A 15,411-nucleotide genomic window follows, 5' to 3' on the forward strand; every position below is an offset into this window, starting at 1 on the left:
CCATGACTCAGATGACACCCCGCGAGATCGTCCACGCGCTGGACCAGTTCATCATCGGCCAGAAAGACGCCAAGCGCTCCGTGGCCATTGCCCTGCGCAACCGCTGGCGGCGCATGCAGCTCAACGACGAGCTGCGCCCGGAAGTCACGCCCAAGAACATTCTCATGATCGGCCCCACCGGCGTGGGCAAGACCGAGATCGCCCGGCGTCTGGCCAAGCTCGCCCGGGCGCCGTTCATCAAGGTGGAAGCCACCAAGTTTACCGAGGTGGGCTACGTCGGCCGGGACGTGGAGTCGATCATCCGCGACCTGATGGAGTCTTCCATCAAGATGGTTCGCGAGCAGGCCAAGGAAGAGGTCGGCAACCGCGCCGAAGATGCCGCCGAAGACCGCATCCTCGACGCCCTGCTGCCGCCGCCCCGGGGGCAGGAAGACAAGCCCCGGGAAGACAGCGGCACGCGCCAGTCGTTTCGCAAGAAGCTCCGCGAAGGCCAGCTCGACGACAAGGAAATCGACATCGAGCTTTCCGCCCAGGGCCAGAACGTCGACATCATGACCCCGCCGGGCATGGAAGAAATGACCAGCCAGCTGCAGAACATGTTTTCCAACATGGGCCAGCAGAAAAGCGAAACTCGCCGCGTCACGGTCAAGGACGCCTTCGGCCTGCTGCGCGATGAAGAAGCCGGCAAGCTGGTCAACGAAGACGACATCAAGACCCGCGCCATCGAGGCCGTCGAAGAGCACGGCATCGTGTTTCTCGACGAGATCGACAAGGTGGCCAAGGGCAGCGGCCAGTCAAGCGGCGGCGACGTCTCACGCGAAGGCGTGCAGCGCGACCTGCTGCCGTTGATCGAAGGTTCGACGGTGTCCACCAAGCACGGCATGGTCAGAACCGACCACATCCTGTTCATCGCCTCCGGGGCGTTCCACCTGTCGCGCCCGTCGGATTTGATCCCCGAGCTTCAGGGCCGCCTGCCCATCCGCGTGGAGCTGGACGCCCTCACGCCCGAGGACTTCAAGCGCATCCTCACCGAGCCCTCGGCCTCGCTCACCGCCCAGTACAAGGCGCTGCTGGCGACCGAAGGCCTTGACGTGGAGTTCACCCAGGACGGTATCGAGCGCATCGCCCAGATTTCCTGGCAGGTCAACGAAGGCACCGAGAACATCGGCGCGCGCCGGCTGCACACGGTGATGGAGCGCCTGCTCGAAGAGGCTTCGTTCAAGGGCGGCGACATGGACGGCCCGCTGACCATTGACGCCGACTACGTCAACGCCCAGCTGGGCGAGCTTGCCGTGGATGAAGACCTCTCGCGGTACATTCTCTAGCGCCGCCTGCCCTTCCCCGCGTCCCGCCCCTCCCTTGCCCCGCGCATCAAGCGCGGGGCATCATGTTTCGGGCCACTGCATGCAAGAGGTAAGCTTATGACCCCCCCCGTTCCCGTTAACGTTCACTACCACAAGAAAGCCCGCCAGCTGGAGCTTGCCTACCGCGGCGGCGAGACCTACCGCGTGGCCGTGGAGCTACTGCGCGTCTGCTCTCCGTCCGCCGAGGTGCGCGGCCACAGCAACGAAGAGGCCGTGTTGCAGGTGGGCAAGAAAGACGTCGGCCTCCAGGACATCAGCCCGGTGGGCAACTACGCCCTCAAGCTGCACTTCGACGACGGCCACGAAAGCGGGCTTTACACCTGGGAATACCTTTACGACCTGGCCAGCCGCCAGGACGCCTGGTGGGAAGACTACCTCACCCGGATGCACGAAGCCGGCGCGTCGCGCACGCCGCTGGGCATCGAAATCAAGCAGGTATAGCGCCTCCTGGCGCCAGGGCCTCGCCGGCTGGTGCCCGAGGGGCGCAGACAAGCCGGGGCGGACAAGGCTACAATGTCGCCAGCTTCTTCTGCGACGGCCTCCTTTCCAGGAATCCGGCCGCCTTACCGTCTCGACTTCCGGAGCCACCTCATGAGCCCCACGGAAACGCGCAACGCCGACGCCGACGCCGAGCATCCTCAGGGCGACCCCGCCCAGACCACGGATTTTGGCTACCAGGACGTCCCGCGCCATGAAAAAGCGTCAAAAGTCGCGGACGTCTTCCACTCGGTTGCCGACCGCTACGACGTCATGAACGACCTGATGTCCATGGGCATTCACCGCCTGTGGAAACGCCTGACCCTCGAGCGCTCGGGTGTGCGCCCCGGCCACCGGGTGCTGGATATCGCCGGCGGCACCGGGGATCTCACGCTCAAGTTCTCGCGTATGGTCGGCCCCCGGGGCCGGGTGGTGCTTGCCGACATCAACGCCTCGATGCTTAACGTCGGCCGCGACAAGCTCATCGACAGCGGCGTCGGCGGCAACGTCGACTACGTGCAGGCCAACGTCGAAAACCTGCCGTTTCCCGACAACCACTTCGACTGCATCACCATCGCCTTTGGCCTGCGCAACGTCACCGACAAGGACGCCGCCCTGCGCTCCATGCAGCGGGTGTTAAAGCCCGGCGGCCGCCTGTTGGTGCTCGAGTTCTCCAAGCCCCGCAGCGAGCTTTTGTCCAAAGCCTACGACGAATACTCCTTCCGCGTGCTGCCGCGAATGGGCCAGCTGGTGGCCGGCGACGCCGACAGCTACCGCTATCTCGCCGAGTCCATTCGCATGCATCCGGACCAGAAAACGCTCAAGGGCATGATGGAAGCCGCGGGCCTTGAGCGGGTGGAATACACCAACCTCACCGGCGGCATTGTGGCCCTGCACCGCGGAATCAAGCTATGACGCAGCCCTCCAACACGACGGCCACCTCGACGCTGATGCTCGCCGGCCTCGAGCGCGCCATCAACGCCCTCCTGGCCCGGGACCCGGCCACGCCTTCGCGCCTCGAGGCGCTGGCCGGCAGCCGCCTGCTCGTCCGCCTGGAGCAGCCACACCTGCCGCTGATGCTGCATTTCCACCGCGCCGGTATCGACCTGCTGCATGCCGGCGACGCCGCCGACAGCGAAGCCTTGGCCGACGCCGTGGTCGAGCTGACGCCGGAAACCCTCTCCCGGTGGGCCGGCGGCGAAAGCCTCGAGCGGCTGATGTTTTCCGGCCAGCTTTCCCTGCGCGGGCGCACCCACCTGCTGGAAGCCACCCGGGAGCTGTTCACCGATCTCGACATCGACTGGGAAGGCGAGCTTGCCCGGCTGCTCGGCGACATGCCCGCGCACTCGCTGGCCGAGGGGCTTCGCCGGGTCGCCCGCTTTGGCCTGCGCGCCCGGGACGAGCTGCTCGCCGACGTCTCCGAATACGTCTTTGAAGAAGCCCGGCTGCTGCCCGGCCGCCAGCAGCGCGACGTGCTGCGCGACCACCTCACCGAGCTCGACGTCGCCACCGACCGGCTGGAAGCACGGCTGGCCCGACTGCACCGGCGGCTGCTGGCCCGGGAGCATGAGGTGTCGCCATGAGTTTGAGGCTGGTGCGCATCAGCTGGGTCATTGCCCGCCACCGGCTGGACACCCTAGTGCCGTTCGAGCGCCTGCCCTGGTGGTTCCGCGTCATGACGTGGTTCTCCCCGCTGCGGCTGCTGCCCGTCGGCTCGCGCAGCCGCGGCGAGCGCCTGCGCCTGGCGCTGGAGGCGCTGGGGCCGATTTTTGTCAAGTTCGGCCAGATGCTCTCCACCCGGCGCGACCTCTTGCCCGAAGACATCGCCGACGAGCTCAAGCGCCTTCAGGATCAGGTGCCGTCGTTTCCCGGCGACGCCGCCGCCGCGCGGGTGGAAAACGAGCTGGAAATGACCCTGGCCGAGGCCTTTGCCCACTTCGAGCGCGAACCGCTGGCCTCGGCCTCCATCGCCCAGGTGCACGCCGCCCGGCTGCACAGCGGTGAAGACGTGGTGGTCAAGATCATCCGCCCGGGGATCAACCGCGTGATGCGCCAGGACATGGGGCTCATGTATCAGGTGGCCAAACTGCTGGCGCTGGTGCCCGAAGCCCGGCGGCTGCGCCCGGTGGAGGTCATCCGCGACTACGAGGCGACGCTGTTCGACGAGCTCGACCTCTACAAGGAGGCCGCCAACACCTCCCAGCTCAAGCGCAACTTCAAGGACTCGCCGCTGATGTTTGTGCCCACCATCTACTGGGCCTTCACCCGGCGCAAGGTCATGGTCCAGGAGCGCATCCGCGGCGTGCCGGTGGCCGACACCGACACCCTGCTGGCCCGGGGCACCAACCTCAAGACGCTGGCCGAGCGCGGCGTAGAGATCTTTTTTACCCAGGTGTTTCGCGACAACTTCTTCCACGCCGACATGCACCCGGGCAACATCTTCGTCAACTGCGACGACGGCGAAAATCCCCAGTACATTGCCATCGACTGCGGCATCGTCGGCAGCCTCACCCGGGAAGACCAGGACTACCTGGCGCGCAACCTGCTGGCGTTTTTCCGCCAGGACTACTACGAAGTCGCTGCGCTGCACATCGAGTCCGGCTGGGTGGGCGAAGGCACCCGGGCCAACGAGTTTGCCGCCGCCATCCGCACCGTGTGCGAGCCGATTCTGGAAAAGCCCCTCAAGGACATCTCCTTCGGCCAGGTGCTGCTGGGGCTTTTCCAGACCGCCCGGCGCTTCAACATGGAAGTGCAGCCCCAGCTGGTGCTGCTGCAGAAAACCCTGCTCAATATCGAAGGGCTGGGCCGCCAGCTCTATCCCGATCTTGACCTCTGGAGCACGGCCAAGCCTTACCTCGAGCGCTGGATGAAAGAGCGCGCCGGCGCCCGGGGCCTGTGGGACTCGCTCAAACGCCAGGCGCCGGACCTTTCTACCCAGCTGCCGGAGCTGCCGGGACTTGCGCATCAGGCGCTGAGCCGCCTGGAGCACGGCGACCGTCAGCAGCAGCGACAAATTGACGCCGTCAGCGACATGCGCCGGCAGATGTCCCATCAGGGCAAGCGCCAGCACCGGCTCAGGCTGGGGCTTATTATTCTGGGTATTGCGCTTGCCTGGCAGCCGCTTTCCGGCTGGGCCGCGACGCAGGACTGGCCGGTACTGGTCGCCGGCGCCATCGGCCTTCTGCTGCTCGCGTGGTAGCTCGCACCGGCCCAGGCGATGCCGGCAAGTGCCTGCCGATCAAACACATACGCCACTTATCGACGGACAAGACGCCATGACCACCCGACCCACTGCTGCCGAACCTGCTGCCGGGGACGTGCTCGACGCGCTGGCCGAGGTGCTAAAAGCACGCCGCCACGCCGACGCCGACGACTCCTACGTCGCCGCCTTACACCACAAGGGGCTGAACAAGATACTCGAGAAGGTCGGCGAAGAAGCCACCGAGACCCTGCTTGCGGCCAAGGACGCGGGATACGAAAATGATGCGGCAAAGCGTCAGGCACTTGTCGCTGAAACCGCCGATCTGTGGTTTCATAGCCTTGTCATGCTCTCGCATCTAGGGCTCGATCATCGCCCGGTACTCGACGAGCTGGCACGCCGGTTCGGCGTCTCGGGGCACGCGGAAAAAGCCGCCCGCACGGGCGCATAGCCACGCCACATCTTGCCCTACTCAACGCAACCGGGGCATTCGTTAACGAGGACACGCATATGCTAGGCGGTATCAGTATTTGGCAGCTGCTCATTGTGCTGGGCATCATCATCCTGATTTTCGGCACCAAGAAGCTGCGTAACGTGGGCACCGATCTCGGCGGCGCCGTCAAGGGCTTCAAGAGTGCCATGCACGAGGAAGAGAAAAAATCCGACGACGACGCCGACAAGCCCCAGGGCAAGGTGAGCCACGAGTCCGATGAAACGGGCACTACCTACGACGTCGAGGCCCGGGAAAAAACCCCGGAAAACAGCGACGAGCGCAAATAAGCCATGCTGGACATCGGCTTTCTCGAACTCCTGATTATCGCCGTGGTCGGGCTTTTGGTGCTCGGCCCCGAGCGGCTGCCTCGGGCGGCCCGCACCACGGGCATGTGGGTGGGCAAGATCAAGCGCACGGTCGCGGGCATGCAGCGCGAGGTCAGCGCCCAGCTGGAGGCCGAAGACCTGCGCCAGAAGCTTGACGATCAGCAAAAAAAACTCGACGACAGCCTGAACAAGGCCAAGCAGGACGTGGAGAGCCTGGCCGATGCCCCCGGCAAACAGGCCCGGCAGGTAGAACGCCAGGCCAGCGACGCCTCGGCCCGGCTGGATGACGCCCTGGATACCCTGCGCGAAACGCCGCCTGAAGCGGGGCAGGACGGGAAAAAGGACGAGACATCACATGAGCGGTAGTTCGGACAAGCAAAAGACAGGCCGCCAGGGGGTAGGCGCCCAGGCGCCACTGATTGAGCACCTGATCGAGCTGCGCTCGCGGCTGATGCGGGCCGTCATTGCCATCGTGGTGATTTTTCTCGCGCTGTATCCGTTTGCCAACGGCATCTACAGCTTTGTCGCCGAGCCGCTGATGGCGCTGCTGCCCGAAGGCTCGCAGATGATCGCCACCGAGGTCGCCTCGCCGTTTCTCGCGCCGTTCAAGCTGACCCTGGTGGTGGCGGTCTTCATTGCCGTCCCCGTGGTGCTGCACCAGGCCTGGGCCTTTGTCGCCCCCGGCCTTTACGACAACGAAAAGACGCTCGCCATTCCGCTGCTGGTGTCGAGCGTCGGGCTGTTTTATGCTGGGGCGGCCTTTGCCTACTACGTGGTCTTCCCGCTGCTGTTCTCGTTCTTTACCCAGACCGGGCCAGATAACATCACGGTGATGACCGACATCAATCAGTACCTCAACTTCGTGCTGAAGCTGTTTTTTGCCTTCGGCGTGGCCTTCGAGATCCCCATCGCCACCTTTTTGCTGATACTTTCGGGCGCCACTACGGTGGCAAGCCTTGGCAGCAAGCGCCCCTACATTCTGCTCGGCTGCTTCGTGGTGGGCATGGTGCTCACCCCGCCGGACGTGGTCTCCCAGAGCCTGCTGGCCGTGCCCATGTACCTGCTGTATGAAATCGGCCTGCTGTTTGGCCGCCTGGTGGGCAATCGCCGGGCCCGGGAGCGGGCCGACGATTCCTCGGCCGGCTAAAGCGCCGGCCGTCGTGCCGGCGTCAGGACGCCGGCGTGCGCGCGTCGATCATCTCGCTCATGCGGTCCACCAGCTTGAATAGCCCCTCGGCGGCAACGCTCAGGCTGTCAGTCTGCATCAGCGCCGGCGTAGTCACCACCTGATGCTCGAAGTCCACGACAATATCGTCGGCTTCGCTTGAGCGGTGCAGCCCGCCCATGGAGCTGATGGCGCCGGCTACGCCTGGATTGCGCCCCACCGTTACCGAAATGCCGTCGCCCAGCAGGCGCGGCGCCAGCGCCGGGGCGATGCCGGTGAGGCCAACGGGCTTGCCCGTCGCGTAAAACCCGGCCAGCGTCTCGCCCAGCGCTTCAATCACCCGCATGCCGGCGCCTTCCCGGCGGAAGTCGGAAATGTTCTTCACCACGCCGTCGCCGCCGGGCAGAATCACCGCGTCGAATTCGCCGTCGTCGAGCGCCTCCAGCGGCTGAATGCCGCCCCGGGCAAGGCGGGCGGCCTCGTCGAGCACCCGGCGCGTAGCGCCTTCGTCCACGTCGCCGGTGCGGTGGTTGACCACCTCATGCTGGTCGATATCCGGGGCGAAAAAACGGTAGCCGATACCCTGCTGGTCCAGGCGCATCAGCAGCAGCGTGGTTTCGTGGGGGTCGGCGCCGTCAAGGGCACCGCAGCCGGTCAGAATGATCGCTATCTGTTTGTTCACGTTATTGTTCCTTTGGTTGCACCGCTTCATTGTGGCACGCCAAGGAGGAGGCGAATAGCACGGCCTTGTGTTCAGGCCCTGATGACCACTCTAGCCAGCCCGCCCTGCTGCCACAACGCCTTGCCGCCGCCCCGGGCGGCTTTAGCCCGCGTTTCCGGCTGATATAATACCGTCGGAAAGATTCATTCGCCTTACCGCTGGAGACTGCCTTGACTACGTTTACCCCGCGCCCCTTCCCCGCCACCCGCATGCGCCGTATGCGCCGGGACGACTTTTCCCGCCGGCTGATGCGCGAAAACGTGCTCACCCCGGCCGACCTTATTCTGCCGGTGTTTGTCATGGAGGGCGACAACCGGCGCGAAGCCGTGCCCTCCATGCCCGGCGTTGAGCGCCTGACGCTGGATCTGCTGATCGAGCAGGCCCGGGAGGCTCAGGCGCTGGGCATCCCCGCGCTGGCGCTGTTTCCGGTGATCGAGGCCGACGGCAAGACCGAGCACGCCGAAGAGGCCTACAATCCCGACGGCCTGATCCAGCGCAGCGTGCGCGGGCTGAAAGACGCCCTGCCGGAACTCGGCATCATCACCGACGTAGCGCTCGACCCCTACACCAGCCACGGCCAGGACGGCATCCTCGACGACACCGGCTACGTGCAGAACGAGCCCACCGTGGAGACGCTGATCAAGCAGGCGCTGTCTCACGCCGAAGCCGGCGCCGACGTCGTGGCCCCCTCTGACATGATGGACGGGCGCATCGGCGCGGTGCGCGATGTGCTCGAGGACAACGGCCTGGTCAACACCCGCATCATGGCCTACAGCGCCAAGTACGCCTCGAGCTACTACGGCCCCTTCCGCGACGCCATCGGCTCGGCGGGCAACCTCGGCCAGGCCGACAAGCGCACCTACCAGATGGATCCGGGCAACGATAACGAAGCGCTGCACGAAGTCGCCATGGACATCGCCGAGGGCGCCGATATGGTCATGGTCAAGCCGGGCATGCCGTACCTCGACGTAGTCCGCCGGGTGAAGGACGAGCTCGCCGTGCCGACGTTCGCCTACCAGGTCAGCGGCGAGTACGCCATGCACCGCGCCGCCTTCGACAACGGCTGGCTCGACGCCGACAAGGTGATCCTCGAGTCGCTTTTGTGCTTCAAGCGCGCCGGCGCCGACGGCATTCTCACCTACTTTGCGCTGGACGCCGCACGGCTTTTGACTAAATAACGCATCACTGCGTCAGCGCAGCGTCACGGATATAGCACTTCCTCTATGCGAGCGCAGCGTGGCTATCTCGGGGTATTCCTGCCATCGGCGCCGTAAGGAGATCGCCACGTCGCCTACGGCTCCTCGCGATGACAAGTAGCAGAAAGCGTGCACCACACCTCCGCGTCATGGCGAGCACCACACCCTCCACGTCATAGCGAGCGCAGCGTGGCTATCTCGGGGTGTTCCTGCTATCGGCGCCGTAAGGAGATCGCCACGTCGTTTACACCCGCTTTCTGGGTGCTGCGCTCCTCGCGGTGACCCAAGAACGTCGTGGCGAGCGCTCTCCCCTGCGTCATTGCGAATACTTCCTACACCGTGGCGGAGCCCTCTCTGCGGCTCGCCTCCGCGCGCTGGCGCAGGGTCCTGGCGGCCTTGACCATGTTGGCAAGGGCCGGCTCGACCTCTTCCCATCGCCGGGTTTTCAGCCCGCAGTCCGGGTTGACCCAGAGGCGCTCGGCGGGAATCCGCTCGGCGGCTTTCTCCATCAGCGTCACCATCCAGTCAATATCGGGCAGGTTGGGGCTGTGGATATCGTAAACCCCGGGGCCGATCTCGTTGGGATAGTCGAAGTCCTGGAAGGCGTCGAGCAGCTCCATGTCCGAACGCGAGGTTTCGATGGTGATCACGTCGGCATCCAGCGCGGCAATTGAGCCGATGATGTCGTTGAACTCCGAGTAGCACATGTGGGTGTGGATCTGGATGGCGTCGGCAACCCCCGACGAGCTCAGGCGGAAGCTCTCTACCGCCCAGTTGAGGTACGCCTGCCATTCGGCCCGGCGCAGCGGCAACCCTTCGCGCAGGGCCGGCTCGTCGATCTGGATCGCCTTGATGCCGGCGCGCTCCAGATCCACGACTTCGTCGCGCAGCGCCAGGGCAATCTGGCGGCAGGTGGTTTCCCGGGGCTGGTCGTCGCGCACGAACGACCACTGCAGAATCGTCACCGGGCCTGTGAGCATGCCCTTCATCGGCCTGTCCGTGAGCGACTGGGCGTACTCGCTCCAGCGCACGGTCATGGGGGCGGGGCGGGTGACGTCGCCAAAGATCACCGGCGGCTTCACGCAGCGCGAGCCGTAGCTTTGCACCCAGCCAAAGCGGGTGAAGGCAAAGCCGTCGAGCTGCTCGCCGAAGTATTCCACCATGTCGTTGCGCTCGGCTTCGCCGTGCACCAGCACGTCGATACCCAGCGCCTCCTGGCGCTCCACGGCGTAGGCGATCTCGGCGCGCATCCGCGCTTCGTACTCCTCGGTGCCGAGCTCGCCGCTCTTGTGCGCCCGGCGGTCGGCGCGGATACCTCCGGTCTGGGGGAAGGAGCCAATGGTAGTGGTCGGGTACAGCGGCAGCGAAAGCGCCTCGCGCTGGGCCTTGGCACGCGTGGCGTAAGGCTCGCCGCGCCGGCTGTCCTCGGGCGTGACCGCGCCAAGCCGTGTGGCGACGGCGGGCTGGTGAATCCGCGCGGATTCGCGCCGGGCGTCCAGCGCGCGGGTGGCGTCGGCCAGGCGCTGCTCGTCGTCGGCGGTGGCGCGCTGGTCGAGCAGCCGGGCAAGCGTTACCGTCTCGTCGAGCTTCTGGCGGGCAAAAGCCAGCCAGCTCTTGAGCTCGGCGTCGAGATCGGTTTCGGCGTTAACGTCCACCGGCACGTGCAAAAGCGAGCTGCTGGGCGCGAGCCAGAGGCGATCGCCCAGGCGCACTTTCAGCGCCTGCAGGCGCTCGCGCAGGGCGGCCAGGTCGGCCCGCCAGACGTTGCGTCCGTCGATCGCGCCGACGGAGAGTACCTGGTGCGGGCCGATGCGATCGACCACGTGGTCAAGCTCATCCGGCGCGCACACGGCGTCCACGTGGAGGCCGGCCACCGGCAGGCGCGCCGCCACCGCGAGGTTGTCGCCCAGGCCGCCAAAGTAGGTCGCCAGCAGAATCTTCACCGCGCTGGACTGCAGGCGGTTGTAGGCGCGCTCATAGGCCTGCTGCCATTCGGCGGGCAGGTCCTGCACCAGCGCCGGCTCGTTGAGCTGCACCCACGCCACGCCCTGGTCGGCAAGCCGGGTGAGGATTTGCGCATAGACGTCCAGCACGTCGTCGAGCAGCTCCAGACGATCGAACTCGGCGCCCTTTACCTTGCCCAGCCACAGCCAGGTCACTGGCCCGGTGAGCGCCACCTTGGGCGTAAAGCCTGCGGCCTGCGCCTCGGCGACTTCGTCGAACAGCCGCGTGCAGGCGAGGTTGAAGGACTGGTCAGCGTGCAGCTCGGGGACGAGATAGTGGTAGTTGGTATCGAAGTACTTGGTCATCTCGCAGGCGGCGGCGGGCTCGCCGCTGGGCGCCCGGCCCCGGGCCATGCGAAAGGCGGTGTCCAGGGTGACGCCGCCCTGCTCGACTTCGGCGGCGGCGTTGAAGCGCTCGGGCACCGCGCCTAGCAGGACAGAGACGTTGAGTACCTGGTCGTAAAAGGCGAAGTCGCCCACGCTGACCAGGTCCAGACCGGCATCGTGCTGGGCCTGCCAGTGCTCGGTGCGCAGGGTTTGGGCGGTTTGCTCCAGCGCCGCGAGGTCAATCTCGCCCTTCCAGTAGGCTTCGGTGGCCGTTTTCAGCTCACGCCGGGCGCCGATACGCGGGTAGCCCAGAATATGAGAAACTGTCATGCAATAGATCCTTTCAAACGAAGCGGACGGATGGCGCCATCCGGCTCAGGAAACGTGCTGACAGTTTGCGTACGGCATAAAACTGAATCAAACTAATCTTTTTAATACTCAAAGTGAATACTACTCACCATGATCGAGCTACGCCATCTCCGTACTTTGCTTGCCCTGCGCGAAACCGGCTCGCTGGTGGAAGCGGCCGAGCGCGTCCACCTCACCCAGTCGGCACTGTCGCACCAGCTCAAGGATCTGGAAAGCCGCCTGGACAGCGCGCTCTTTGTGCGCAAGTCCCGGCCGGTCGAGTTCACCCGCGCCGGCGAGCGGCTTCTGGCCCTGGCCGAGCAGGTGCTGCCCCGGGTGCGCGAGGCCGAGCGCGACGTGGCAAGGCTTGCGGGCACCGAGCAGGGCCGGCTACACATGGCCATCGAGTGCCACAGCTGCTTTCAGTGGCTGATGCCAACGGTGGACCACTTTCGCGACCACTGGCCGGAAATTGAAATCGACATCCCCACCGGCCACCACTTTGAACCGCTGCCGGCGCTGGCCCGGGAGCAGCTCGACCTGGTCATTACCGCCGACCCCCAGCCCATCGACGGTATTCACTACGCGCCGCTGTTCCGCTACGAGGGGCTTCTGGCAGTGGCGCGCCAGCACGCCCTGGCCCGGCAGGACTTTGTAGTGCCCGACATGCTGGTCGATCAGACGCTGATCACCTACCCGGTGGAGCAGTCCAGGCTTGACGTCTTCACCCAGTTTCTCGACCCCGCGGGGGTCAAGCCGGAGGAAGTCCGCACCGCGGAGCTGACCATCATGATGATGCAGCTGGTGGCGAGCGGGCGCGGGGTCTGTGCGCTGCCGAGCTGGGCGCTCACCGAGTATCTGGAACGCGACTACGTCAGCGCCGTACCGCTGGGGGAAAGCGGGGTCTGGAGCACGCTGTACGCGGCGCTTCGCGAGGACACCCGGGAAGCGCCGTGGATGCAGGACTTTCTGCGCACCGCCCGGGAAACCTCGTTTGCGGTGCTCTCGGGCATCAGGCCGGCGGGTCGCGACGCGGAAGCACCAGGGTAAAGCGGGCGCCGCCCAGCGTCTCGCTTTCATCGACGCTTGCGCTGCCGCCGTGACCGGCCATGATCTTCTGCACGATGGAAAGCCCCAGCCCGTAGCCGCCGGAGCTGCGGTTACGGCTGGTATCCAGCCGGGAAAAGGGCTGGAACACGTCCTCCCGGGCATCAACGGGCACGCCTGGGCCGTCGTCTTCCACGTCGATGCGCACCAGCTCCGGCTCGCCGGTAATCGTCACCGTCACCCGGGAATGGCCGTGGCGGCAGGCGTTGCTCACCAGGTTCTGCAGCGCCCGCTGCAGGTAGCGCGGCTCGGCCTGAAGTACTACCTCAGGGCCCTCCGCCAGCCGCAGCGTCAGGTCTTCATGCAGCGGCGAGAGCGTGTCGATCACCCGGGTGGCAAGCGCCCGGCACTCGACCTGAGACATCTCCATTTCGCCCGTGGCGGGCCCGCCGAGCCGAGCAAAGGTGAGGATTTCATCGATCAACTCGTCGAGCTCACCGATGTCGGCGTCGATGCCCTGGAGCTGGCGGTGGATAACGGGGTCGTCGGTCATGTCTTCGACCATTTGCGCGGCGAAGCGGATCCGCGCCACCGGAGTACGCAGCTCGTGGGACACGGCGCGGATCATCTCCTGCTGGCCGCGCAGCAGCGCCTGCACCTGGCCGGCCATGCCGTTGAAGGCCATGCCCAGGCGGCCCAAAAAGTCGCTGCCTTCCACTTTGACCCGGGTTTCCAGTCGCCCGTTGGCAATCCGCCCGGCGGCAAGCTCAAGACGCCCCAGGCGCGACTCGATACTGCGCATTACCAGGTAGATGCTCAGCGAAAACGCCAGTAAAAGCCCCATGATCAGCGGCAGGTTGAGGTTGAGCGCCAGCGAGCCGCCGCGGTTCATGGGGCCCATTTTGACCCAGCGCGCCTCGCCGGGCAGCCGCGCCCAGAAGGTAACCGCCAGCTGCTCGTGCTCGAGCCGAGTCACCACGCGCCCTTGATCGAGCGCGGCGCGCTGCCCGGCGGAAAGCGACTCGGGCAGGCGCTCATGCAGCGACACCGGCCAGCTTCCCGACGCCAGCTCGGCCAGGCGTTCGCGGCGCTCGCCGGCCGGCAGCCCGGCCAGCCATTCGCTCAAGAGCTGCGCGACGGCCTGCCAGTGGTGCTCGCTCCAGTCGTCGTCAAGCCAGGCCGTCAGCAGCCAGGGCGACTCCGGCAGGCGCTTGCGCAGCTCCCAGGGCGAGGCGCTCACCCGCACCTTGCCCTGCTCCAGCCTGGCCCGGTCAAAATAGCCAAGGTCAGCGGCGTCCAGGCGCTCAAGCTCGAGCATCATGCCCAGCCGCTCGCCCAGCGCCGCCAGGCGCCGCTCGCGCTGGTCGGGATCAAGCGCGGACAGCTGAGCAATCGCCAGCGACACGGGCAGCGCTGCCATCTGCTCGCGATAGTCTTCGCGGCGAACCTGATCAATCAGCGCGCGGCCCCCCAGCGCAATCAGGAAGACCGCCAGCAGGGTAGTGATCAGCAGCAGGTAAAAGCGGGTAAACGAGCCACGACGGATCCTCCAGCGCATCGTTCCTCTCTCGCGCTCGCGCCGGCCCGGAAAGCGGCGCCGGCGCGTGGTGAATAGTCCATGACGGCGATGTTAGCCGTCCTTGACGAACAGGTAGCCTTTGCTGCGCACGGTCTTGATCCGGTGCGGGTGGTGGGTATCGTCGCCGATCTTTGGCCGGATACGCGACACGCGCACGTCGATGGAGCGGTCCTGGCCGTCGTACTTGATGCCGCGCAGGTCGTCGAAGATTTCTTCCCGGGTCAGCACCCGCCCGGCGTTGCTGGCCAGAAGCCACAGCAGGTCAAATTCGGCGCTGGTCAGGTCGATGCGCTCGCCGGAGAGCCAGGCCTCCCGGGTGGCGTGGTCGATTTCTAGATTTTCGAAGCGCAGGCGCTCTTCGCCCCCGGCCGGCAGACCGCCTTCGGCGCGGCGCAGCAGAGCTCGCATCCGCGCCAGCAGCACCCGGGGCTGCACCGGCTTGGGCACGTAGTCGTCGGCGCCCATCTCCAGGCCCAGCACCTGGTCCAGGTCGTCGGTGCGCGCGGTCAGCATCATGATCGGGCCGGCGTAGTGGGGCCGCGCCCGGCGGCAGATGGAAAGCCCGTCTTCGCCGGGCAGCATCAGGTCGAGAATCACCAAATCCGGCTGCAGGCCGGTAATGCGCTCGACGCCGTTGGCGCCGTCGGCCTCGAGCGTTACCCTAAAGCCGTTGGCTTCCAGGTAATCCCGGGTCAGGTCGGCCAGCCGCTGATCGTCTTCGATGATCAGCACGTGCTCCCGCTCGGCGTCGTCCACGCCGCCGTACTCCTGGCTCCCAAGCGTTTGAAACTGTTCTTCCAGATGATCGACCATGTGTACTCTTGACTCCGCTCGGGTAAAACCCCTTCACTGTTACCCGACAATATGTATAACAAACGCCACCTTGCCGCCGCGGGATGACATCGCTTGCGCCATGGCGCAAAATACCACAGGCGCCTGGGTACCGTACTGAATGGCCAGGGCGCTCACTGTCGAACCGCTGACAGATAAGGAAAACCGCATGACCCAGCGCAAACCCAAAAGCGTCATCAAACGCGTCTACGTGCCCACCCAGGTGCACGACCTGCCCAACGGCGAGCGGCGCAAAGTGCCGGGGCACTACGTGCCCGACCACCCCCGGCTGTCAGACACCGGCAATACCGACAACGATACCTGATCGGGCGTCA

At 65.8% G+C, this 15,411-nt stretch carries 16 protein-coding genes; 12 read left to right on the plus strand and 4 right to left on the minus strand.

Annotated elements, in window-relative coordinates:
- Nucleotides 1-2 precede the first annotated feature (2 nt).
- The 9 genes from hslU to tatC all read left to right on the plus strand — a co-directional run bounded on the left by hslU (nt 3) and on the right by tatC (nt 7,006).
- Complete coding sequence (hslU, locus tag RS027_RS00580) at nt 3-1,325, plus strand: ATP-dependent protease ATPase subunit HslU (protein ID WP_311952310.1); 1,323 nt, start codon at nt 3-5, stop codon at nt 1,323-1,325.
- Between the two features lie 96 nt (nt 1,326-1,421).
- Nucleotides 1,422-1,805 carry a gamma-butyrobetaine hydroxylase family protein gene (locus RS027_RS00585; protein ID WP_311952312.1) on the plus strand — a complete coding sequence of 128 codons (384 nt, stop codon included), beginning with the start codon at nt 1,422-1,424 and terminating at the stop codon, nt 1,803-1,805.
- A gap of 150 nt (nt 1,806-1,955) precedes the next feature.
- Entirely contained in the window at nt 1,956-2,756 is an 801-nt protein-coding gene (gene ubiE, locus RS027_RS00590) for a bifunctional demethylmenaquinone methyltransferase/2-methoxy-6-polyprenyl-1,4-benzoquinol methylase UbiE (RefSeq protein ID WP_311952314.1), read from the plus strand.
- Nucleotides 2,753-3,424, plus strand: coding sequence for a ubiquinone biosynthesis accessory factor UbiJ (locus RS027_RS00595; protein WP_311952316.1), 672 nt, complete (start codon nt 2,753-2,755; stop codon nt 3,422-3,424). Before ubiE ends, RS027_RS00595 begins: the two co-directional genes overlap by 4 nt.
- Nucleotides 3,421-5,040 (plus strand): ubiquinone biosynthesis regulatory protein kinase UbiB, encoded by a 1,620-nt coding sequence (ubiB, locus tag RS027_RS00600; protein WP_311952320.1) that lies wholly within the window; start codon nt 3,421-3,423, stop codon nt 5,038-5,040. The genes RS027_RS00595 and ubiB overlap by 4 nt, the downstream gene beginning before the upstream one ends.
- 76 nt (nt 5,041-5,116) lie before the next feature.
- Nucleotides 5,117-5,491 carry a phosphoribosyl-ATP diphosphatase gene (locus tag RS027_RS00605; RefSeq protein WP_311952322.1) on the plus strand — a complete coding sequence of 125 codons (375 nt, stop codon included), beginning with the start codon at nt 5,117-5,119 and terminating at the stop codon, nt 5,489-5,491.
- A gap of 59 nt (nt 5,492-5,550) precedes the next feature.
- Entirely contained in the window at nt 5,551-5,820 is a 270-nt protein-coding gene (gene tatA, locus RS027_RS00610; RefSeq protein WP_311952324.1) for a Sec-independent protein translocase subunit TatA, read from the plus strand.
- A 3-nt stretch (nt 5,821-5,823) separates the two neighbouring features.
- A complete protein-coding gene (gene tatB, locus RS027_RS00615; protein ID WP_311952327.1) occupies nt 5,824-6,225 on the plus strand; it encodes a Sec-independent protein translocase protein TatB in 402 nt (133 codons plus the stop codon).
- Nucleotides 6,215-7,006 carry a twin-arginine translocase subunit TatC gene (gene tatC, locus RS027_RS00620; protein WP_311952329.1) on the plus strand — a complete coding sequence of 264 codons (792 nt, stop codon included), beginning with the start codon at nt 6,215-6,217 and terminating at the stop codon, nt 7,004-7,006. The genes tatB and tatC overlap by 11 nt, the downstream gene beginning before the upstream one ends.
- 22 nt (nt 7,007-7,028) lie before the next feature.
- On the opposite strand, the gene elbB is transcribed toward tatC, so the two are convergent.
- Nucleotides 7,029-7,706 (minus strand): isoprenoid biosynthesis glyoxalase ElbB, encoded by a 678-nt coding sequence (elbB, locus tag RS027_RS00625; RefSeq protein WP_311952331.1) that lies wholly within the window; start codon nt 7,704-7,706, stop codon nt 7,029-7,031.
- 209 nt (nt 7,707-7,915) lie between these two features.
- Here elbB and hemB point away from each other — a divergent pair, with 209 nt between their 5' ends.
- Entirely contained in the window at nt 7,916-8,923 is a 1,008-nt protein-coding gene (hemB, locus tag RS027_RS00630; protein ID WP_311952333.1) for a porphobilinogen synthase, read from the plus strand.
- Between the two features lie 350 nt (nt 8,924-9,273).
- On the opposite strand, the gene metE is transcribed toward hemB, so the two are convergent.
- A complete protein-coding gene (gene metE, locus RS027_RS00635) occupies nt 9,274-11,601 on the minus strand; it encodes a 5-methyltetrahydropteroyltriglutamate--homocysteine S-methyltransferase (RefSeq protein ID WP_311952336.1) in 2,328 nt (775 codons plus the stop codon).
- 129 nt (nt 11,602-11,730) lie between these two features.
- Here metE and RS027_RS00640 point away from each other — a divergent pair, with 129 nt between their 5' ends.
- Nucleotides 11,731-12,669: a LysR family transcriptional regulator gene (locus tag RS027_RS00640; RefSeq protein WP_311952337.1), complete on the plus strand. Its 939-nt coding sequence runs from the start codon at nt 11,731-11,733 to the stop codon at nt 12,667-12,669.
- Here the strand turns inward: RS027_RS00640 and RS027_RS00645 are convergent.
- Nucleotides 12,632-14,224: an ATP-binding protein gene (locus RS027_RS00645; protein WP_311952340.1), complete on the minus strand. Its 1,593-nt coding sequence runs from the start codon at nt 14,222-14,224 to the stop codon at nt 12,632-12,634. The two genes, RS027_RS00640 and RS027_RS00645, sit on opposite strands and share 38 nt — an antisense overlap.
- 72 nt (nt 14,225-14,296) lie before the next feature.
- The gene (locus RS027_RS00650; RefSeq protein ID WP_311952342.1) at nt 14,297-15,058 is read right to left on the minus strand and encodes a winged helix-turn-helix domain-containing protein; all 762 of its coding nucleotides are present in this window, start codon (nt 15,056-15,058) and stop codon (nt 14,297-14,299) included.
- A 187-nt stretch (nt 15,059-15,245) separates the two neighbouring features.
- On the opposite strand from RS027_RS00650, the gene RS027_RS00655 reads away from it, so the two are divergent.
- Entirely contained in the window at nt 15,246-15,401 is a 156-nt protein-coding gene (locus RS027_RS00655; protein WP_311952344.1) for a hypothetical protein, read from the plus strand.
- Nucleotides 15,402-15,411 lie beyond the last annotated feature (10 nt).

Origin of the sequence: Halomonas garicola (assembly GCF_031935715.1) — a bacterium.
Classification (GTDB): Bacteria; Pseudomonadota; Gammaproteobacteria; order Pseudomonadales; family Halomonadaceae; genus Vreelandella; species Vreelandella garicola.